At 58.8% G+C, this 21,696-nt stretch carries 16 protein-coding genes and 1 pseudogene; 6 read left to right on the plus strand and 11 right to left on the minus strand.

What is annotated here, in order from left to right; all coding sequences use genetic code 11:
• Positions 1 to 18 precede the first annotated feature (18 nt).
• Positions 19 to 333, minus strand: a complete 315-nt coding sequence (locus ASD52_RS10220; RefSeq protein ID WP_057207681.1) for a hypothetical protein — start codon at positions 331 to 333, stop codon at positions 19 to 21.
• A gap of 203 nt (positions 334 to 536) precedes the next feature.
• On the opposite strand from ASD52_RS10220, the pseudogene ASD52_RS10225 reads away from it, so the two are divergent.
• Positions 537 to 1,315: pseudogene (locus ASD52_RS10225) on the plus strand (protocatechuate 3,4-dioxygenase).
• A 59-nt stretch (positions 1,316 to 1,374) separates the two neighbouring features.
• Here the strand turns inward: ASD52_RS10225 and ASD52_RS10230 are convergent.
• Together ASD52_RS10230 and ASD52_RS38315 are read right to left on the minus strand one after the other, a co-directional pair.
• The gene (locus ASD52_RS10230; protein ID WP_057224143.1) at positions 1,375 to 1,764 is read right to left on the minus strand and encodes a hypothetical protein; all 390 of its coding nucleotides are present in this window, start codon (positions 1,762 to 1,764) and stop codon (positions 1,375 to 1,377) included.
• Positions 1,765 to 1,870: 106 nt separating this feature from the next.
• On the minus strand, positions 1,871 to 2,152 hold the full coding sequence (locus ASD52_RS38315; protein WP_156407948.1) for a hypothetical protein: 282 nt from the start codon (positions 2,150 to 2,152) through the stop codon (positions 1,871 to 1,873).
• A 499-nt stretch (positions 2,153 to 2,651) separates the two neighbouring features.
• On the opposite strand from ASD52_RS38315, the gene ASD52_RS10240 reads away from it, so the two are divergent.
• Positions 2,652 to 4,313 (plus strand): transposase, encoded by a 1,662-nt coding sequence (locus ASD52_RS10240; RefSeq protein ID WP_057224145.1) that lies wholly within the window; start codon positions 2,652 to 2,654, stop codon positions 4,311 to 4,313.
• Between the two features lie 2 nt (positions 4,314 to 4,315).
• Here the strand turns inward: ASD52_RS10240 and ASD52_RS10245 are convergent, their stop codons facing one another.
• Together ASD52_RS10245 and ASD52_RS10250 are read right to left on the minus strand one after the other, a co-directional pair.
• Positions 4,316 to 4,636 (minus strand): hypothetical protein, encoded by a 321-nt coding sequence (locus ASD52_RS10245; RefSeq protein WP_057224147.1) that lies wholly within the window; start codon positions 4,634 to 4,636, stop codon positions 4,316 to 4,318.
• Positions 4,637 to 5,905: 1,269 nt separating this feature from the next.
• Entirely contained in the window at positions 5,906 to 6,088 is a 183-nt protein-coding gene (locus ASD52_RS10250) for a DUF3606 domain-containing protein (RefSeq protein ID WP_057207686.1), read from the minus strand.
• Positions 6,089 to 6,991: 903 nt separating this feature from the next.
• On the opposite strand from ASD52_RS10250, the gene ASD52_RS10255 reads away from it, so the two are divergent.
• On the plus strand, positions 6,992 to 7,198 hold the full coding sequence (locus ASD52_RS10255; protein ID WP_057207687.1) for a cold-shock protein: 207 nt from the start codon (positions 6,992 to 6,994) through the stop codon (positions 7,196 to 7,198).
• 215 nt (positions 7,199 to 7,413) lie between these two features.
• Here ASD52_RS10255 and ASD52_RS10260 read toward each other — a convergent pair whose 3' ends face one another.
• A complete protein-coding gene (locus ASD52_RS10260) occupies positions 7,414 to 7,851 on the minus strand; it encodes a hypothetical protein (RefSeq protein WP_057207688.1) in 438 nt (145 codons plus the stop codon).
• Positions 7,852 to 9,057: 1,206 nt separating this feature from the next.
• Entirely contained in the window at positions 9,058 to 9,351 is a 294-nt protein-coding gene (locus tag ASD52_RS39085) for a hypothetical protein (RefSeq protein WP_162255911.1), read from the minus strand.
• Between the two features lie 19 nt (positions 9,352 to 9,370).
• Between ASD52_RS39085 and ASD52_RS39530 the strand changes: the two genes are divergently transcribed.
• Positions 9,371 to 9,583, plus strand: a complete 213-nt coding sequence (locus ASD52_RS39530) for a hypothetical protein (RefSeq protein WP_225906445.1) — start codon at positions 9,371 to 9,373, stop codon at positions 9,581 to 9,583.
• 1,913 nt (positions 9,584 to 11,496) lie between these two features.
• Here ASD52_RS39530 and repC read toward each other — a convergent pair.
• The 4 genes from repC to ASD52_RS10295 form a co-directional block, all read right to left on the minus strand.
• Positions 11,497 to 12,714 (minus strand): plasmid replication protein RepC, encoded by a 1,218-nt coding sequence (gene repC / locus ASD52_RS10280; RefSeq protein ID WP_057224152.1) that lies wholly within the window; start codon positions 12,712 to 12,714, stop codon positions 11,497 to 11,499.
• A 204-nt stretch (positions 12,715 to 12,918) separates the two neighbouring features.
• Positions 12,919 to 13,935 (minus strand): plasmid partitioning protein RepB, encoded by a 1,017-nt coding sequence (repB, locus tag ASD52_RS10285; RefSeq protein WP_025431290.1) that lies wholly within the window; start codon positions 13,933 to 13,935, stop codon positions 12,919 to 12,921.
• 94 nt (positions 13,936 to 14,029) lie between these two features.
• Positions 14,030 to 15,238 (minus strand): plasmid partitioning protein RepA, encoded by a 1,209-nt coding sequence (gene repA, locus ASD52_RS10290; RefSeq protein WP_025431291.1) that lies wholly within the window; start codon positions 15,236 to 15,238, stop codon positions 14,030 to 14,032.
• Between the two features lie 1,574 nt (positions 15,239 to 16,812).
• The gene (locus ASD52_RS10295) at positions 16,813 to 17,742 is read right to left on the minus strand and encodes an AraC family transcriptional regulator (RefSeq protein WP_057207693.1); all 930 of its coding nucleotides are present in this window, start codon (positions 17,740 to 17,742) and stop codon (positions 16,813 to 16,815) included.
• Positions 17,743 to 17,933: 191 nt separating this feature from the next.
• Between ASD52_RS10295 and ASD52_RS10300 the strand changes: the two genes are divergently transcribed.
• On the plus strand, positions 17,934 to 19,406 hold the full coding sequence (locus tag ASD52_RS10300) for an alpha-glucosidase/alpha-galactosidase (RefSeq protein ID WP_057224154.1): 1,473 nt from the start codon (positions 17,934 to 17,936) through the stop codon (positions 19,404 to 19,406).
• A gap of 136 nt (positions 19,407 to 19,542) precedes the next feature.
• On the plus strand, positions 19,543 to 21,627 hold the full coding sequence (locus tag ASD52_RS10305; RefSeq protein ID WP_057207695.1) for an ABC transporter substrate-binding protein: 2,085 nt from the start codon (positions 19,543 to 19,545) through the stop codon (positions 21,625 to 21,627).
• Positions 21,628 to 21,696: the final 69 nt, after the last annotated feature.

Genomic DNA, 21,696 nt, shown 5'->3' on the forward strand with positions numbered 1-21,696 from the left:
TGGATATGCGCTCGACCTTCAGTGAAGTCCGTCAGAGCACACCAGCGGGCCGAGCCCTGCCATCATCACCAGGCGCGCGTCGAGCGAGGCATGAAGCGCGCGATACATGTCCTCGATCGCCTCGAAATCCTTGATCGCCTCGAGATCCGCGTTGCCGTCTTCCATTTCGTCGCCGACGGTTTGCGCCTTGACGCAAAGTTCCCCAACCCGTGACCACAGGTGAAGCGCTTCTGCCTTGGCAAGCTGCTCGCGTGACAGGGCCTGCAGTACAACTCTCTCGACCGCCATGGCGATCTCTGCCTGCTCAAGGATTACGGCGCGCCAATCGGGCATTCAGACATCCTGTTCGGTTCCGACGTCATAGCTCGCCATGCTGATCTTAAGGGGCGCCCTCACACAATTAACTTTGACATACTGGTGACAAGTACTGGCGCGAAACGCGTCGTGTGACGAAAACGTAATTTTGCTCACTGTCGCTGTTGTTCTATTGGTGTGCAGGGGGCGTCTTTGTTGCGAACTTTGGGAACGGCCAGGCGATGAGAAGACGTACCATCATTCTTGGAGCAGGAGCCCTTCTGGCAGGAGCAAACGTTGCTCTGCTGGCCGGCAGGAGCGGCGGCGGCGATGCGGTGTCGCGTGACAGCATCGACTGGACCGCCTCGGGGCTGCGAGCCGGCGGGACGGCTGGAGTACCCGCTGACTTGCCCGATCCGGTGTTTCGCGAACAGCCCCAATGCGTCACCACCCTCGCGCAGACCCTCGGTCCCTGCCATACCAATGACGTTCCCATCCGACGCGACGTGACGGAAGGCGTCAACGGACTGCCCACCCGCATCAGCTAGCGCCTTTTGCGGTCCGAGGATTGCAACCCGATAAAAGGTGCAGACGTCGAGATTTGGCATGCCGATACGCGCGGCGTTTTTCCGGGCGCGCGGCAGGGATGTGCAACGCGGACGATCAAGACGCCAGCAGCCTCGCGTTTTTGCGGGGCAGGCAGATCAGCGACGCCGAGGGCCGTGTGAATTTTCTCAGCATTTATCCTGGCTGGTACAGTGGCCGTACCGTCCATGTCCATCTGCGTATCGTGATTGAGGGCATGGAGTTGCTGGTCACGCAACTCCTGTTCGACGAACCGCTCAGCGATATCGTCTATCAAGGCCACCCCGATTATGCAGCGCGCCCGCAGCGCGATACGATGAACGGCAGCGACAGCGTTTTTTCTGCGGCGGAGGCGTCGGAATTCATCTTCGACGTCGAACGGCTCGAAATCGGCATTCTGCAAGCAAGCTACACTATCGGTGTCGCAGGCGCATAGATTCGCTTTGCGGGCCGGGCCAATCGCCGCGAACCCCGAAGGTCTGTGTTTCCCTCAGGTCAGGCGAGCCGGCCGACATCCTTCAAGATTGCGTAGAGTTCGGCCGCCGCTTCATTTTCGTCACCTGCATCGAGCCAGATCGGACCGATGGCAAGCTCAATGTCTTCCGCATACCTTTCGCCCATGATCAAGCTGACGGTATGGAGGCCTGCAGCCTCGGATATCGTAGGATTGACGGCGATATGAAAGAAGCCGTTTTGGGTATCTCCCGGCATTTCATAGACACGGGCCAGGAAGCCTTGAAAATCCGCCACGTCGTTGCGTTGCTCAAGCGCCGTGAGCAACGAAGGATGCAGAATCTCGACAGCGATTGATTGTGGCTCCAGCCAACGAGTACCAAGTTCATCAGCGGCCTCGACCTCACCTTGGACCCCGGATTCACTGAACATACGGTTTCTCCTCTCGACGAAGGTTATGGCAGAGTACGAACGCATCAGCGCGCATGGGAGCGCTTGCAGACCGACAACACGCCGTGCGCGCCGCTCAGGCATCGCGTCAACTGGCGTGCTGTCGATCTCCCATCGATGTGGCTATGCCGAATTGCTGCGCTTCCAGTTTATCGGCATGAGCTGCCAGATCGGCGCTCAAGGCTCTCGCTTGCGCCGCTGTCAGGCCGAACTGAAGCGCGCTGACGTGGTGCGATGCCGGTTCGTCCGAGAACTCAATCCGCAAGCCGATATCGGCATTTTCGCCTAGCAGTGCTGCACTTTTCCAAGCCAGGACTGCAGATATCCTGACACATCCATCGCCATCTCTGTTCCAACCGTCCCAAGCCATAGAAGCCCCCACGTTGTGATTGCGTAATTAAAGCAAACCAAAGACAAGTTGTCGATATAAGCACATATCGGTCTCGTAAGCGAACGATCGGCCCACTTGCAAATCGGGCCGGGCCGCCAGTGGCGCCACCCGAAGGGGGCGGATTGGACCGATTCGAGCCGAGAGCTGGAACCCTGACGGTCTACAGGTTCTGAGATAAAAATTCCCACGTAGCAACCGTCTCAGCACCGGACCAATAGCAGCCGTGGACGGCGCACATCCTTTCTATGGGTTCGAGGCGCCGCGCGTTACGCGAACCAAGCATCCTTCACATCAGGTGGTGGGGAGCTGGCGCGGCTATTACGACAAATGGTGGTGATTGCCGGCGGAGATGGTGGAGTCGGGAGTCAAGCCTCGCTCGGCTTGCACCTCAAGCGTTTGTCCAACGGACTTGGCCTCTCGCCCAATTGTGCCTGACGGCAGTGGGCGTCATGGCGGCCGCCGCTTGGTTCCTCCAGTCATGAAGAAGCGGCGGCCCTCGGTCGAGCATGTTGAGACGCTGTCCCTGGTGGCGATGCGCCGTCTCGTCGGTGGCCTTGTCGAGGAACTGCACGCGCTCAAGACAGAGGTCGCAACACTGCGATCCGAGAACGCAGCCTTGCGGGAAGACAATGCCCAACTTCGGCTCGACAATTCACGTCTTAAGGCTGAGAACCAACAGCTGCGCGACGAGATTGCGCGCTTGAAGAAACTGCCGCCGCGTCCGCCGTTTCGACCGTCCGGCATGGAGAAGGCGACAGAACCCGGTAACGGTGATCGTGCGGCTGGTAAATCGCCACGCGGCCCCAAGCGTGACCGGAACCGGATCACCCGCACCGTGACACTGAGGGCCGATGCGCCTGAAGGTTCTCGGTTCAAAGGCTACAAGAGCTTCTTCGTGCGCGATCTGGTGCTGGCGGCAGAACTTGTGAACTACCGCCGCGAGCGCTGGCTGACGCCTGAAGGCGTCGTCGCGCCGTTGCCGGAAGGGGTCTCCAGCGGCTTTGGCCGGAACCTGCGCCGCGCCTGTCTGGCGCTGCATGCCCAGGGGCAGGTCACGACGCCGCGCCTGACCGCGATCCTCAACAGCATCGGCGTCGAGATCTCCAAGCGGCGGGTTGTCCGGCTGCTCACCACCAACCTCGATCCGTTCGTCGAGGAAGACAGTGCGGTTCTTCATGCCGGGCTGGTGTCGGCGCCGTTCATCACGGTCGACGATACCGGTGCATGGCACAATCGGCGCAATGCCTCCACCACCCAGATTGGCGGCGAGCGTTTTTCCACCTTTCGCACCAGCTTCTCCAAATCGCGGCTTAATTTCCTGTCCGTCCTGCGGTCGGGCCATCAGGATTATGTTCTCAATGACGAGGCGATGAACTGGTTGAAGGCGCAGGGCGTCGAGCACGCGATCATGGCCAGGCTCAAGACCAATCCCCCTGCAGTATTCACCGATCAGGTTGCGTTCCTCGAGCATTTGGCCAGCAAGGGCATCGATATCCTCGACCGACAGCTTCTGCGTCCTGTCGCGGAGGCGGCGATCTGGGGCGCCATCCGCCATCACGGCCTGCTCGGCAGCACGGTGATCGTTTCGGACGATGCGGGTCAGTTCCGTGTCGCCAACCACGCCTTGTGCTGGATTCATGCGGAACGCCTGCTGCAGAAACTGATGCCGGCGACAGCGAAACAAGAACGGCTGGTCACGACGATCCGTGACCTCGTCTGGCGCTTTTACAAGGCGCTGAAGGTCTGGAAACAACAACCTTCCCCGCAGTTGATCACCGGGTTTCGGCGCAGGTTCGACAAAATATTCGCGCAACGTACCGGCTATACCGAGCTCGACAAGTTGCTCTTGCGTCTCCACCGACGAAAGGCTGAACTGCTCAAAGTTCTCGAGCACCCATATATTCCACTGCACACCAACGCGTCGGAGAACGATATTCGTTCCTTCGTCACCAGGCGCAAGATCTCCGGCGGCACCATAAGTGCCGACGGTCGCATTGCCCGCGACGTCATGCTCGGACTGATGAAGACCTGCCAAAAGCTCGGCATCTCCTTCTATCATTTCCTGGGGGATCGCCTCGGGTTGGGAAGCGCTGGACGGCCAATTCCACCTTTGTCGCAACTCGTCATGATGGCGAGTTAAAGTCAGGCCTTTCTCGAAAACGGCACCAGCTTGCCGCTCTGCCCGTCGTCAGTTCGCTTTTCCTTTCGCAGCAACTGCGGTGAGACATTCCATTGGCGGGCGTTGTCGCCGTGCACAGTCACTGTTTTGCGGTTACGACGGATGACGATTCCAGCCTGCGTCTGGCCGTTATTGTCTTCGAACATCACGCGCTCGCCGATCGCCAGTTCAAGCAAGGCATGCGTCGTCTTCTGCTGATGCAGAAAGTGGAGCCGATCGACAACCGCGTCGTGCAATTCGATCAGCTCTGCTTCATTCAATGCGTCAAGGTCGATCCCGTGCATCCTGGGCCTCCATCCAGAGCGATCGTCACTCCGAAATTCGACCAATGCAACGCGGATCAACAGCTACCCACAACATCATCAACCAACTGAGTTTCGGCGCCGCCACCCTTTCTGCCCCACGTACCCGTTCTTGTCGCATCCCTAGTCGAAATCTGTGATTGTTAACTAATTGAATATGCTGCAGAGTTCTGGCAATCAGAAGCCAATCGGTCATTCCCTTCCGTCACTCTTGGCGTTGCAAGCGTTGCGCTCGGTCGGATAGGATCGACTGCTGGGGGTGATTTATCATGCCATTCGCGCCGCTTGGGCGCGCCAGTATAGGCATTCTAGCCTCCGTCAACTGTATGTCAAAGGCATTACCGTGTGAGTCAACTTGATATGATACCAACTTCAACACTGAATTCGGGTAATGTAGAATCGTAATGTCGCAAGTTTTGGCCGGCGTCCTGAGCGTTACCCGACGACCGAGGTTGAACCGGCGATCGCCCGATGCACGATCGACGAGAAGAATATCGCTCGAAGCAGGATCGGCAATTGGTGCCGAACTGGGCCGCTTCGCGAGCATGGTCCGCAATTACAAAATCTGGAAGCTGAAAGATTTGGTAGACGACGCCCGTACACAGCCCCCTTCAACGGCAATCGACGGGGTCCCAGCCATGGCAATCATTCCAACTTGCTGCGTGTGTCGGCGCTCAGGTTGCCATGCGAAGTAGCCCGGCCTGTACGGCCTTATCCAATCCAGTTAGCCTGGCAAGAAATTCCCATCGCGTACCGCAAGTGCGTTGCGATGCCGGCATGCGCATCACGCCGATCGTATAGAATGGCACGTCTTCACGAAAGCGACGATTGGAAGACCGAAGCCAACAATACGCATTCAGTACAGTCGACCCGGGAGGCGATATCCCCGCCAATGCTCCAATTGGCAACGCTTAATGAATCGATCGCTCGGTAGAGTCGCGCTCATCCCATCTTGTCCCGAACAGCAGGCTCGCATTGAAATATGTCCCATCGCGGGCACTTTTTATGCCGGCCGCATACCAGCCTTACCGCGATAGGGCTTCAAACTCCGGTGGCTCGCCCGGGTCCCATGGCGCCAACCGATGTAGCGCGGCAACACGCTATGACCTCAGAAGGCAACGACAAATACCGCTCCAGATGCAGAAGCTAACGCGATCCACCGCGGTGCCCATGGGCACATTGTCACTCACTGGGTGGACGCGAGTAATTGCTCCCACCCTGCGTCAACAGCAGCGACGAACATATGCCCAACTATCCCCGCAGCCGATTGGCGGCTCTATCAGCAGCGTCGCGATCGCCACCATGCTGCTTGATGATACGCCGGGCGTCACTCTCCTTGATCCCGTGCTTTTTTGCGAAATAGCCGACTTCATATTTCTGGCTACCTGCCGCGAGCCGGCGAGGGCTGGTTGTCTTCGTCTTGTCATCTTGCATCTAGGATCTCCTTCCTAACGATCAACGCAGACGAGAATCCCAGGTTCCATATCTTCAAAATTGCCCACACGGGGTGATAGCCGCTGGCCCGCCGTAACGGACACTTGGTGAAACGGAAGGCGCCATGTTGTCTGCAGACAACGTCGCCCCCTTGCCAACACCTGCAGTCTAGAAGAGGGCGCATCTAGGGAGAGATCACCCGTTTTGAGCTCCGACCAGGCCGGCACAACGAAAAATAAGCCAGAACGCGTTTCCCGGCTTCCGGGAGTCTTGAGCCCGGTTGTTGTCAGCAGACAACAACGGGAGCGGGCCGTCGACCCAACGCAGCCAGCGCGACGCGACGATGCAGTCCAATCCAATCTCAAATGTCGTTGGCACTGAAGCAAGGCAGCACGACGCGCACAAACACTTCGCCTTGGCATTCGTCCACCGGCAAACTGCATGCGTTGCCGAAACAGCGCCGCGGTTTGACGCCGCTGCCTACTTAGGGATGCGCCTACGCGGCTGGCGGCGGCTATGACGAGCGGGGCTCATGCATCGTCCCATGTTGTCTGCAGACAACAACGCATGTACCGGGCCAGGTCAAATCCCCTGAATGCCACCTATGCGTGCTGTCTTGCTGCATAGTCAACCGACATCGTTGTCTGCAGACAACAAATCAAACCTCACCGGGCTCGCTTAAGTCAGCTGACTGCCGCCCCGAGGCCGTGCCGGCCTCTGATGCTTCCACAGAGGTCGCGAAATTTACAGACGAAGATGCGCGCGGCGGTAAGGGTACGAAGGAACCTCTCAGAACACTTAATTTCAAGCACCCTCTTCCCTTCTCCGCCCGATCCATTAGTTTTGATGGCGCAACAAACGCCGTGCGAACCCCTGGTTCCAAGGCTCACGAAGGGGAATGTTATGGCGACTGGTACCGTGAAGTGGTTTAATTCGACGAAGGGCTATGGCTTCATCCAGCCCGACGATGGCGGCACGGACGTCTTCGTCCATGCGTCTGCCGTCGAGCGGGCAGGCATGCGTGGTCTGAACGACGGCCAAAAGATCAGCTACGATCTCGTCGAGGACCGCAAATCAGGCAAGACATCGGCTGACAACCTGCGGGCCTGACACGGCTCCCAGCGTAACTTTACCATTGGCCGGCTGCGCCGGCCAATGGTAGGCGACGTAATGAACTCCAGATCTGCCTACGACATCAAGGCACAAGTTCGTTGTCAGCAACGCAAATCAACCGCATTTTCGTTACAGAACCATGTCACCCTTGAGGCAACTCAGCGGCGTCCATTGCGCCCACATAGATTGGCAAAAATCGGGTTCAAGGGCACCTAGGCGACAAAGAATGCAGCCACCGCCGACCAGAAGCTTTGCGGACGCTCCGAGAGTAAGCTTCGGACCTGGCGAGCCGCTGCAGCCGCACTCACCGTCCTGCCGAAGTGGCAGTAGCAGACGATGTCATGCAGTTCCTCGTCACTGATCTCAAAGAACCGTTTCGCCTCGCCGTAGGTGTCGTTGTCCAAGCCGGCCGCATGCAGCACTGGATCGCGGAAGGCAACCGTTATCGGCGAGTAGTCGCTACGCAGTGCATTTCGTTCGTCGCTAAACTGGAACTCGGTCTCATGAAGCGTGTCGAGGTGCCTGTGCCGAATTTGCTCTAGCAACTCGGCCCAACGTTCCAGTCGCTGTCGGCGTGTCATCCCGCGCGCGCCGAAAATTGGCTCTATCTGCGCGATGGTCTGCAACTGCTCCAAGGTGTGATGCTTCATTGTCGCCTCCAATCAAACGACGTTGCGAGAGCCAGCCCAGCACCAGCCTGTTCCTAGTCGTTGGCGCTGTCCAATCACGATGCTGGTGACAGGCAATATCGTAGCTGGAATGGAGCTTTGGTGCGTAAATTCGCTCGTTTTTGAACTCGTCTTTCAAAACAACGATTGAGGCATCATGATCTGGGCGAAACGACGAAACGTGCGGGATCATGGCGCAATTGGAGGTTTGGAGATGGTGAACCGCCTTTGGGCTTGGTCGGACACGGTCCGCACTCCCGACGAAACACCCGGCGAATTGCTCGCGAACTGCCACACCCGTTGTATCGGTTCTCCCAAACCGGCAACCCATCGCCCCCTGATTGTCCAGTAGGTAACCCCTGCGCCGGGTTCCGGCCGATCGGTATTGAATGAAACTGACGGGCCCGCCGGGCAACGGGTCCTCATCTTTCATCAATTGTGCCAAGCATGGTACCCTTGAAATCTTCAACTTGGGCATCAACCGTTTCGACATACGGCGCAATTTTTCGCAATACGTCTACGCGCTTTTGGGCGTTTGCTTAATCCATCCTTGGAAAGGCAAAGCCACCGCACTCTTTCGCGCGACATCCCTGTAGCGAAAATCCGGCCACCAGATCGATGCGGCGCATGGGTTGATTTTCCCTCGACAGCTGTGAGCATCAGCGCCGGGGAATTTGCTCAACTGCGGACATACGCGCCAAAGGGTCACGACATAGGCACATGCTGTGCAAATCGGATGCTGGCGACAGGATCGCCAAAACCGGCTTGGATCCTTGTATGGACAGGCAGTTTCCTATTCACGCGATGCGCCTCTGCCCACAGCTTCTTGAGCCGCAGCATCGCAGTCACCTTGTGGGGTACGAGCACTCCATCTCACCGCACCATTCCTGCCTAGAACTTCGTAGCTGCCTCCGCGCCCATCAGCCCCTCCTAATGTGTGGAAGAGAGACTAGTTTTAGGTATCGCTACCGGACCAGGTTTGCATGTCGCCCGACAACTAAAACAGCCGGGCGATGTGCGGGTTGAAAATGGCAGCCCCGCGCCTTGCTGCCGAATTTTCTGACCCAAACGCAAGGCCGCCAAGTGGAATCTCAAAGGATTTCTAATCCGAAACCAGCGCACCTCGCCATATCCACAATCAGACCCTTTCTGCAGTAGAGTTTGCGTGGCGGAAGTAAACTGAACTTTTCATTCTGTTAGGCCGTACATTGAAAGCAAGTTCATGTAGTTAGCACACGCCAAATCGGGTCCGGACGCTCCTGCCTGGTAGGACATGGGGCAGAAACGGTGACGGCGGCGGATTTCCCCTTTTGCCGGAGGATCTTGTGGGTTGTTGGTGCGGCGCGATTGCGTTGGCGCATGTTCCAGGCAACCATCTTCATGAATGGAGCCAGCATACAGAAGTTCGACCTTGATACCTCGAGCGAAGTAGAGCTGATCGAATTGCACGATGCGGTCGTCGACCGGCTGCACTTTCTGCATCAGCAGAAGGACGCATGCCTTGCTTGAACTGGCGATCGGCGAGCGCGTGATATTCGAAGACAGTAACGGCCAGACGCAGGCTGGAATCGTCATCCGTCGCAACCGCAAAACGGTGACTGTGCACGGCGACAACGCCCGCCAATGGAACGTCTCACCGCAGTTGCTGCGAAAGGAAAGGCGACCTGACGAACGGCAAAGCAGCAAGCTGGTGCCATTTTCGGGAAAGGTCTGACTTTAACACGCCATCGTCACGAGTTAGGGAAAGGCTGGAATTGGCCGCCCTGAGCTTCCCAACCCGAGGCGAGCCCGAGCAAATACTACTCATTGCCTAGGGTCGTTGTGCGCAATTTTTAGTGTCAGGGTTGGTTAACACGCCCCCGCTTTTCCTCGGCAAATGAAACCGAAAGCGGTTGTTCAAAAGGCTCACGCTACGACAATCAAGACTTCCGCGACGGATTTGCAGCGCGAATGACCGGCTCGACCGTCGAGCCTTTGAGTGATTGGCAGGATGTCCTTGGAAATGAGATCGTCGCTCTTCAACTGGCACTCGTTCGAGTGGTCGGTGATAGCGTGAGCGATGTCGCCGTTTTCCGCACGCAGTCACGCAACCGTGACTGTCAACGGAACCTCTCGACGAGGCTGCTGCGCGGTATACATCGGAGGTGCGCTTGAGGTCGCATGTCTGAACCGTATCAAATTCGCCCGCTAAACAAGCAGTTGTTAATACACCGTCGAGCGTTGGTCGATCCGACAGATTGTTCGAGCCCCAAATGGTAGCCCGAAAAACAGATGCGGCTCAAATGCCGGTCGTGGTCGATCTCCTGCGACGGTGCCTCCGCCATGGCCAATCATCACAGGCCTTTGCGAAAAGACACTTGCCTCTCGCCGCTGATATCTTGCGATGCTTTCGTCATATTTCCCGCCACTTGTGTTTGCTGCCGTCATAACCAAGGACGGTTTCGGACGTCGGCAACTGTAAAAGCGCCGGTGAGCGCCGGAGTTGTTTCGACCCCACGAGCAGTTTGCCTCGAGGGAGACGGGCCCAGGTGGAAGTCCTTCACATATCGCACGCCGATCTCGAGATGCTCGTGCGATTATGCGGAGCCCAACAGTCGGTCGCAGTGCTGGCAGCTCACTGTTGGGCTCTCGCAACAGTCGCTTCCAATCATGTTGAACCCTGCGCATCGATGCCATTTTTCCGCTCTCGTGCTTAAGCACCGATCGCGCTGAATAGTGAAGGTCGAAAGACCTCAATTGCGCAGGCAACAAATACGGACCATGTCAAGGCGTGCGATCGAGCCACTTGTCGGGAGCCGCCGCCATCGGCTCATTTTTCCATAGGTCTGTTCCGGTAAACGACAACCGCTTGCGCACGCCGATCCCGTGTGAATCACTTGACTGATGGGTCTCAGGGACCCTTCAGCCTGAAGACCGCGTTCCCCACGGAGCAGCGCCGGACTTCGGGAATCTGCGTTTGAGCGACCAGGGCGAAGGCTTTGTCGGCATATTTCGGCGCCACCTGTTTGAAAGCGCCCGAATTAGCTACGAACAAGCGCGAACAATCTAGATATCCGGGCCAGATGCTACCTGCGGTCTCAGGCGAGACACCGGTCATGGTGCTAAAATGTCGGCCGCAGGTTCTCAGAACCTGTCCCTCAGCTCCGCCCGTTTCCCGGGAACCACCTGCACCCTTTCCCCGTTCCGGACGTGCAAATGGAGTTCGCTATGTTGGGTGAAAGAAACTACCTAAAGCCAGAACGTCACACCTCCGGCGGCCTGCCCGTTGGTATATTACTCATCTCGGTCCTCGCACTTGCGGCCTATCTCCTTGTCGGAAGCACGTTTGTTGGCAACAAGCCCTCAACCCCGACTGTCTACCTCCCGGTGGTGTCGCAGCAATCGAACTAATGCAATCCCTCCACCGAGAGACGAAAGAGGAGGAGGGGAGGTCGCGTGTTGTGGTGACGCCGACAGTCGAGGCCAGATCGCCGCAAACGGCGACCCGCTTGTCAAACCTTTCGAAGCAACGGCCGGACCCTGGTGTGGCAAACACTGCCAGACCGATGGCGATCGCTGTCTCCGGCTAGGTGCAGTTCACAAGGGGAAGCTTCGAGCCGCGAGCAGTCTGCCCAACTGCAGCCCGGCTCACGACGCAGAAGCCAGATTGGATGTCGGCGCCCCACGAAGCAGTGCCATCAGCATCGGCCCGAGCGAGAACTCTCCGCGCCGCGCCCGGTTTGTCAGATCTCTGAGATAACCGCCGGGCGAATTGATGTGTCCGGACCGCTCGTACATACAGGCCACCACGGATGCAGCCGTTGCCGGGCCCATCACCTCGCACGCCTCCTCATAAGCCGACGGGCTGACGGCAAGCATCGAGCGGACGGTCACCGCGGCCATCATCAGGTCGCGCCAACTGGAAACCACGCCGTCCGGGCCGAACGGTTTGATTTCGGGGCAGGCTCGCAAAACCATCTCCAACGGGAATGGCTGTACCCCCTTCGGCTTTCCTCCGGTTTCCCCCCTCGGCTTTTCGCCCTGCTCTTTTTCAGAGCTAGGTTCAAGTTCATGGAAGGATTCGGGTTTTGAATTCTGTATGTGGCGCTCAGATAGACCACCATTGGTAGCCATATTTTCGGAAATCGCGTTATCATCCAGCATGTTGACGACTTCTTCGTGCAAAAGCGTCATCTCCTCGGCAATCGCCAGCAAATCCTTGAGGCTTGGGCGGCGTGGAATTCGCGCAATCAGCGCGACAAACATGTCTTCGGCATGCCCCCAATCGCCGGATGCCCCCTCCTCGATCGCGGCAGTAATCAGCTTGCGAATATCCCGGCGGCACAATGAGACACGCTCCTTGGCGATCAGGAACCGCCGGCGTTCTCCCGCAACTTCCTGGGCCAGGCCTGCCAGTTCTTCCGAGCGGGCCAAAAGCGGGGCGAGATCAAAGCCGTAGGCCTCCTCTATGCCGCCTTCGCCGTCCTTGCGTGCATATCTCTTGCCATTGGGGCTGTCCTTGCGCGAAACCAGGCCAGCCTCGACCAATGCAGCAAGGCAGCGGCGCAGCGTGCTGCCGGCGATGCCATTGGCGCGATGGGTCAGCTGGGCGTTCGACGGGAACACGACGAGGTCATTGCCCTCAGCCAGTTCGCCCTGCGGATAGAATGACAGAAGTGCATTCAGCACAGCCAGAGCGCGGTCCTGGACGCCGAGAAGCGTCCGTGCCTCGCATACGTCGCGAAGCACCTTCCACTTGTCGACGGTTTTTCCGGCTTTGATGCCGGACGATCTGATTTGCCCCTTCACCAGGGCAAGCGACATCGGCCGCCGCCCGAATGGCGTCGTTACGGATAACCTGTCCATTTCAGCCTTACCTTCTTTCAGGCAAAGGAATGCCAGTCACCGAAACGGCGCCAAATCTCCGAAGAGAGTCTTGACTGTGAATCCCGGAAGTGCGAATCTCGAAATCGCCAAATGACGAGAAAGGGCCTTCAGAGACGGTGTTTCGGGGGCCTTTTTTCTTTTGCCGTGCTGCTCCTCAATATTTTCAATCTTCAGGACGGCGCCCTATTCGGCGCTGCTCTGCGTTTTCTCCAGCGCCGCCTCGTAAGCTTCAAACAGCTCGGGCAATTTCGCCGTCAGATAATCTGCAAATCCGTCATGCCGATCGCGCCGGATCGACAGGCGCCATTGCTTGTCAGTCGTGGCCACTTTTCCGATCTCCGCACCCGATCCACTAGTGACAGTCTCAGGTGCAAGCCCAGCGGCTTGCCCTTTTTCGGACTTTGTCGCGGCCGCAAAGGCCAGCATAAAGCGGTCATCCGTTTCCCGTGTCGTAAAGCCGGCTTTGGTTGCAACCGCCAAGGCGCGCTTCAATGCCGGCTCGTTGCCGATCGCATCAACCAGTGACTGCCAGCGGCCTCGACCGATTTTCGGTGCCCGCCCGATGGCGTCCACAAGTTCGCGCGGCAATGCGCGTGCGACAGCGACCAGCTTGGAAACTTCAGCCCGGTCGACGGAAAGTGCCGACTGGATCAGCGCACGGGCAAAGCCGGCATCCTCCAAACGGCAAGCAAATACCGCGCGTTCGATGAAGCTCAGATCTTCGCGGGCGGAGTTCTCCACCCCTTGCGCCACGACTAGATCTTCATCGCTCAGCGAGCGCACATAGGCCTTGACGGGAATGCCGAGCGCACGAGCGGCGCGAATGCGCCGATGTCCGTAGGCGCTTTGGTAGCGACCGGATAAAGAAGGATGCTCGCGGAGGAGGACGGGAATTTCCTGTCCTCTTTCCCGGATCGAAGTTATCAGCGCCTCGAAACTGGCTGGGTCCTGCTCGCTGAAGCGATCGGCTAAAGGCGAGGGATCGATCAGGGTGGGGTCGATCTCCACGGCGAGCTGGCCCGACGCGAGCTTTGCGCGAAGAACTTCATACTCCTTCTCGACGTCCGAAAAGGTGTCCTTGAGCGAGCGGACTGCGCCGGAGCTCATACGCGGCAGCGCCGGCCGCTTGATGTCACCATCAACGGAGTGCTCGCTCTGGCCGGAAAACATCGAGCGAATGGACTGGGTGCGTTTGCTCAACGGAGAGACCTCCTCGTTACAGGCGAGGCGTTGTCTGTAGACAACATTCCCCGCCCAAGGGGAAAGAGTACTGGCACGGAATAGGAGCAATCACTCATCGCTGCCATACCTTCGAAATCAGGTCGATCACCTCGGTGTTGACCGCGTTGACGGATTCCATGGCTCGGTCATAAACGGACCGCCCGACGGCGCCTTTCGACAATTCGAACAGCGACTGCTTGGTAAGGCCGGCATTGGCAATGGCCGTCGACTTCCATGCCGTAGCCCTGAGGACATCGCTTCCGAAGAGGTCGCGCAACAGTCCGACGATCTCCTGCTCGGGCACGTCGCGCGGATCGTGCCTGGTCACGACGAATTTCATGAAATCGTAGTTCAGATGCGCGCCGGCATCCTCGATCACCGCGATGAGATCGGCCGTCATCAACAGGAACTGGCTCATCGATGCGACATCGACCATCTGCGGGTGGATCGTCACCAGCATGCCGGTTGCCGCATTGAGGGCGCCCATGGTCAGGAAGCCGAGCTGCGGCGGGCAGTCGATGACAACGACGTCATAATCCGCTTCGACTTCATCGATCGCGGCAGCGACGCGGCGGAAGAACAGATCCTCGGGTCCGGATCGTTTGCCCATTGCACGCGGGGTTTCATGCTCGAACTCCATCAGCTCGAGATTGCCCGGGACGAGGTCTATGCCCTCGAAATAGGTCGATCGGATCACCGAACGCATGTTGACCCGCTCCTCATCGTAGCGGATCGCGCCGTAGAGGGTGGTGTTTTCGGCAATGTCGAATTCCGGCTGGTAACCGAACATGGCAGACAGCGACGCCTGGGGATCGAGGTCGATCGCCAGAACGCGGTAACCCTGCAGCGCCAGCCCCTGTGCGAGGTATAGCGATGACGTCGTCTTGGCCGAGCCGCCCTTGAAGTTGGCGACGCTGATGATCTGGAGCTTGTCGCCTTCGCGGCGGCGCGGCCAGAACTTCAAGGCTTCCTTCGGGCGTGCTTCGGCAAGATAGGCGCGAAGCTCGTTGATCTGGCGCAGTGTGTAGGAACGGCGACCAGCGGTGCCCAGTTCCGGCATCGGCCCGAGACCGTCCAAGGACAATTGCCTGAGATAACCGTCCGATACACCAACGATCTGCGCGACCTCTCCTGAGGTAAATGACCTCAGGCTCTTCATCGCCTTCGGCGGAAAAGCAATCTCACCGACGGCCCGCAGACGGTCCGAAAGCGCGGTCGCCTGGCGTGTGATACGCTCGGAAGTCGTCTCGTTTTCAACCTGGGGATTCGCGGGCTTCAGCATCGGGGTCTCTTCAAAACGGTTTCTTCGCGTCTGACGCATTGTTTCCGTCTGGAAGTAGAGACACGATTCGTTGTCGGTCGACAAGCCGCTTTAGGGATAACAAGAACTTAGCAGTTGCAGCGGAAGCGGCATCCCACTGCTTTCTCCTTGACGCATTCCGTATACTTATCAGCAGCTTGGCGGCACTTTGGCGTCACCTTTCCGCCCAACAATCCCTTGCTTTTGCGGGCCCTTCACGTGGCGTTGTCAACCGTTTCTTGCACTGACTGACACGGCCAACAGGGCAAAACGGCGAAATCGCCGCTCCCGGCAGTCTACTTCCGCAGCCAAATCAATTGATTCGCACTGAGCCGGAAGAGCGTCAGCGGCTGGGTGGGACCGCGTGGTCACCCGATCTTCCACGGCGATGTGTTCTGCCGGGTGGCGGTGAACTCACCTGATCTGGCAGTTGCTTCCGCCTGCCCAATCGGTATCGTTTGAACGCGATTCGTCGCTTGGAGGATCTATGCGTCAGCAGACAAAGCCGTTTATTGTTGAGATAAAGCCGTCCCGCAAGGTGAAGGCCGATAGCCAAAAGACATCGATCTGGGGGAAACTGGATCTGAGTCCCGAACCCGATCTGCAAGCAGAGCCCGTTGGGGCAGAGGAGCTAATCCTCGAGGCTAGTCGGCCCTAGATGATCCAACACGTGTTTGCCGACTGCAGACGGGCCTGAGGTTTGCAAGCCGACTCGCCTTTCCGGGCAAAACAAGTGCGGCCACATGTCGTACTGCAGAGCGACATGGGCGCCAAGCGCACCGGGCAACCACACTGGTCAAGGCGTAGCTCGAGGCTATGTCAGTTCGAGACTTTGACCGACAAAAGCCGAAATCATAAATCGCGCACGACGCAGCTCTCCGGGCATGGCTTTAGCGCACACTTCGCTTCAGTCGATCAGCCGATCGACGTTGGCGACGCATTTCCGAAGAAGAAGACCCTCTGCGACACAGCTAGTTGATTCCTGCGCGGCTGTATCCTAGGGCTGCTTGCCAGCGGCCGTCCGGTTGGCATTAAGCGCGATCAAGGGAGTGTCAGGTGGGAGGAGCCATCGTCGGACACGAATGGCAACCGGTTTCTGCGCTGACCGGTCGCGCCGATTGATCGGGCCGGCCAAAAATTTTGGCAAAAAAAATGGGCCTGCGGAAAACCGCGGCCCATGAAGTGTGAAGGTCATAAAACCTCCAGAGGGGAACAGCTGCTGCGGCGGCACTGGGAGGAGAAGCCGCCATGTGCATCCGCTGTGAGCGTTATGATCGTTTTTTGATCATTTGGAAAACATTTTTTGTGCAATGCAGCTATGCGTATGCTGCGTTGCTTGTCCGCTCCAGGACAGGCAAACGATTGGTGCGAAGCGATCCCCTGGCTGACCGGCACTTAAAAGCTCCAAGCGTTCAGCAGCGCATTGAACGCGCAGAACCGGTGCAGAGAGAGCTCAAGGAAGATTGTCAGTTCGGCAATTTCGCATCGCTGGATGGGGCGGGCCATTGGCCCAGAAGGCGAGATTGTGACGTAAAGCACGCTGGCCGCAACGTTGGCTATTCGTTTTCCCCACGAGAGTGATTGACCGCTTCCTGGCTTTTCGCCGCGACACTCGAATACATCCCGGTCGTACGGAACTCGGTGGGACTCGCACCAAAATAGCGTCGAAACACTTTGGCGAAATAGTTCGGGTCTTCGAAGCCGGACATGATCGACACTTCCTTGACCGAGAGATGTGCCGCCTTTGTCAAAAGTTTCGTTGCCCGCTGCAATCGCTTGCGCAGCACGAACTCCGCGGGCGGCATGCCTTCGCTAGCGGCAAACACGCGCGAGAAGTGCGCGCGGCTGAGCCCAGACACTTCGGCAAGCGTCTCGACGGGAAGGGGATGCGCAAGGTTCGCCATGATATGTTGAATGACATGCTGCATTGTCCGGTATTCCTGGCTGAATACGGGATGGGCGCCGAAGACGTCGTCATAGAGTGCCATTGCGGCCTCGTAGGCGATTGCCGATGCGCTGCCCGACGCTTCGCCGCCGCCTGAAATCAGCCGCAGACTGCAGTCTGCCAGATGCTCGATTGTCTCGGGCTTCAGGTTCAGGATTGGGCCGGTTGTCGAAAGAATGGCCTTGTGGATGCGCAGTGCCTCTTCGCCGTTCATCGATATCCAGAAGAACTCCCACCGACCATTCTGCTCGAGCCAGTAGCGATGGTTGTGCGGCACCAGCAAAAGCAGCGTTTCGCCCTCGCGCACACGGTGATTGCGCGCTTCGTAGCGCAGGTTTCCCGCGCCTGAGATCGTATACTGCAGCACGGTAAACGGTGTCTGTCCCCGCTTGCGACCATCCCAATCGTAACTTCCGTCCGTGCGGATCTCATAGCCCGTGCTGGTCGGCATGGTGTGCAAGCTGTGACGCCCGCGCGGTAGCGAGACCGTCTTCATGGCAGGGCCATTCTCGATCAGCCGTTTCAGCATAGAATTACCCATGAAAGCACAATACCTCTCTGGCGACGCCAAACATTATACGCATAATGCCCCCCAACGAGGCAAGACGGCCGATTTCAGGCGGCACGTGGGGAGTAAACCGGGAGGGAACCGCGCTTTGGCGCAACCTTGTCGGCGCACCAATTTTACCCAGACCGCCTTTATTCGGTTGAACGAACAGCGACGAGGACAGCATGAGTAACTTCAAGATTGCCATCATCGGCGCCGGCAGCGTTGGTTTCACCAAGAAGCTCTTTACCGATATTCTCTGCGTTCCGGAGTTCCACGATGTCGAGTTCGCGCTCACAGACGTCAGCGCGCACAACCTCGACATGATCAAGTCGATCCTCGACAAGATCGTCGAAGCCAACAACTTGCCGACCAGGGTCACAGCATCCACCGACCGCCGCGAAGCGATCTCAGGCGCGCGCTACATCATCAGCTGCGTGCGGGTCGGCGGGCTCAGTGCCTATGCCGATGATATCCGTATCCCGCTCAAATACGGCGTCGACCAGTGCGTCGGCGATACGATCTGCGCCGGCGGCATACTCTATGGCCAGCGCAACATTCCGGTCATCCTCGATTTCTGCAAGGACATCCGCGAACTGGCCGAGCCGGGCGCGAAGTTCCTCAACTATGCCAACCCAATGGCGATGAACACCTGGGCGGCGATCGAGTACGGTAAGGTCGACACGGTCGGGCTTTGCCACGGCGTCCAGCATGGCGGCGAGCAGATCGCCGAGATCCTCGGCGCCGGGGAGGGCGAACTCGACTTCATCTGCTCCGGCATCAATCACCAGACGTGGTTCGTCGACATCAGGCTGCGCGGTCGCAAGATCGGCAAGGACGAACTTGTCGCCGCCTTCGAGGCTCATCCGGTCTTCTCGAAGCAGGAAAAGCTCAGGATCGACGTGCTGAAGCGCTTCGGGGTCTATTCCACCGAGAGCAACGGCCATCTCTCCGAATACCTTCCCTGGTATCGCAAGCGTCCGGATGAGATCACCCGCTGGATCGACATGTCGGACTGGATCCATGGCGAAACCGGCGGCTACCTCCGCTATTCGACGGAAACCCGCAACTGGTTCGAAACCGAGTTCCCGCAGTTCCTGGAGGATGCCCGGCGTCCGATCGATGCGACAAAGCGCTCGAACGAGCACGCCAGCCACATCCTGGAGGCTCTGGAGACGGGGCGCGTCTATCGCGGCCATTTCAACGTCAAGAATACCGGCGTCATCACCAATCTGCCTGCCGATGCGATCATCGAGTCTCCCGGCTTCGTCGATCGCTTCAGCATCAACATGGTCTCGGGCATCACGCTTCCCGAGGCCTGCGCCGCCACCTGCCTGTCCTCTATCAATGTCCAGCGTATGTCGGTGCATGCGGCCATTTCAGGCGATCTCGATCTGCTCAAGCTGGCGATGCTGCACGATCCGCTGGTTGGCGCCATCTGTACGCCAGAGGAGGTCTGGCAGATGGTCGACGAGATGGTCGTCGCACAAGCCAAATGGCTACCGCAATACGCCCACGCGATCGACGGTGCCAGAGAGCGCCTGAGCCGGGCGACCGTCAAGACCCGCGATTGGAACGGGGCGGCACGACGCCAGGTGCGCTCGGTGGACGAGATCCGCGCCGAGCGACACGAGACCAAAGCCCGCGCCGCCGGTTGACGGCCGGCGGGGCCACTGCGTGAGGAGACGCGGACCCCGCTTGCCGCCACATGCCCGCCCCCGCGGGACATTCTGAGACTTTCTAGGAGGAGGCCACCTTTCGGCGTGGCAGATACATGAGGGAGAACCACAGACCATGAACAGCCACCGACTGACAAAAATGGCGAGCCTGCTGCTTGTCGGCATCTCAAGCTTCGCGCTGCAGGCGGCCGCATCGGAGCCGACTGTCGTGCCCGAGCAGCCACCGTTTCCGGCGCAGGGCAAGATCACCTTCGTGCCACGCGACTCGATCGCCGAGTTCAAGGCGTTGCCGGAATACAAGGAGCCGACCTGGGTTACGGAAAAATACGTGAAGGCCGGCAAGCTGCCGCCGGTCGCCGAGCGCCTGCCGAAGGAGCCGATGGTCTTTAAGACCGGCAACATGCCTGACGGCGTCGGCGTCTATGGCGACACGCTGCGCCACGTGATCGGCGGCCGGCCGGAGGGCTGGAACTACAGCGCCGGCCAAAGCCAGGGCTGGGGCGGCATCGATATCGGCATGTCGGAATGTCTGACGCGCACGGCGCCGCTCTTCCAGGTGGAGGCGAAGGACGTCGAACCGCTGCCGAACCTTGCAAAGAGCTGGGACTGGTCCGCGGACGGTCACAAGCTGACCATGCATCTCGTCGAGGGCGCGAAATGGTCGGACGGCGATCCCTTCGACGCCGAGGACGTGATGTTCTACTGGGAGGACAATGTTCTCGATCCGAGCGTGACGCCCCTGAACGGCGCGACGCCTGAGACCTTCGGCGAGGGAACGACGCTGAAGCAGATCGACACGTATACGGTCGAATGGACCTTCAAGGAGGCCTTCCCGCGCCAGCACCTCTATGCCATGGCCTATGGCACCTTCTGCCCCGGCCCGTCGCATATCCTCAAGACCAAACATCCAAAATATGCTGGCACGACCTATGACCAGTACAAGAACGGCTTTCCGGCGGAATACATGAATATACCGGTGATGGGTGCGTGGGTGCCGGTCGCCTATCGGCCGGACGACATCATCGTGCTGCGCCGCAACCCCTACTATTGGAAGGTCGACGAGGCCGGCAACCAGCTGCCTTACCTCAACGAGCTTCACTACAAGCTCTCGACCTGGGCCGACCGCGACGTGCAGGCCGTCGCCGGTTCGGGCGATTTCTCAAACCTGGAACAGCCGGAAAACTTCGTCGAATCGCTGAAGCGCGCAGCCGACGAGGCAGCCCCCGCACGGCTTGCGTTCGGTCCGCGTCTCATCGGCTACAACATGCACATGAACTTCTCGGCCAATGGCTGGGGTGAGCCAGACGAGCGGGCCCAAGCGGTGCGCGAACTCAACCGCAACGAGGATTTCCGCAAGGCGGTGACCATGGCGGTCGACCGGAAAAAGCTCGGTGAGGCTCTGGTCAAGGGACCCTTCACGGCGATTTATCCGGGCGGCATTTCCTCCGGCACGAGCTTCTACGACCGGCAGTCCACGATCTATTATCCCTATGACCTCGACGGTGCGAAGGCGTTGCTCGAGAAGGTCGGCCTCAAGGACACCGACGGCAACGGCTTTGTCAACTTCCCGTCCGACAAGCTCGGTGGGCGCGATGTCGAGATCGTGCTGCTCGTGGGCTCGGACACAGGCACAGACAGGAATCTGGCCGAGGGCATCATCGGGCAGATGGAGAAGCTTGGCTTGCGCGTCGTGCTCAATGCGATGGACGGCAAGCAGCGCGACGCGGCCAACTATTCCGGTCGCTTCGACTGGATGGTGCACCGCAATCAGGCGGAGTTTGCCTCCGTCGTTCAAAACACCCCGCAACTCGCGGCAACCGGCCCGCGAACGAGCTGGCACCATCGCGCTCCGGAAGGCGGTGTTCCTGACCTGATGCCGTTCGAGAAGGAGCTTGTCGACATCGTCAACAAGTTCATCGCGACCAACGACAACGCCGAGCGCGCGGAATTGATGAAGCAGTATCAGAAGGTCGCAACGACCAATGTCGATACCGTTGGTCTGACCGAATATCCCGGCGCGCTGATCATCAACAAGCGCTTCTCGAACATTCCGACAGGCGCGCCCATTTTGATGTTCAACTGGGCTGAAGACACAATCATCCGCGAGCGGGTCTTCGTGGCGGCCGACAAGCAGGCCGACTTCGAACTCTTCGCCGAGCAGCTTCCGGGCAAGCCTGGTGAGAGCGGGCCGAGCAACTAACGAGACCTCGCCTCCTCCGGCCCGATCTCGGGCCGGAGGAGGCACCCGCATTCACCCGGTGCGCCGTCT

Origin of the sequence: Ensifer sp. Root142, from assembly GCF_001426785.1 — a bacterium.
Lineage (GTDB): Bacteria > Pseudomonadota > Alphaproteobacteria > Rhizobiales > Rhizobiaceae > Ensifer > Ensifer canadensis.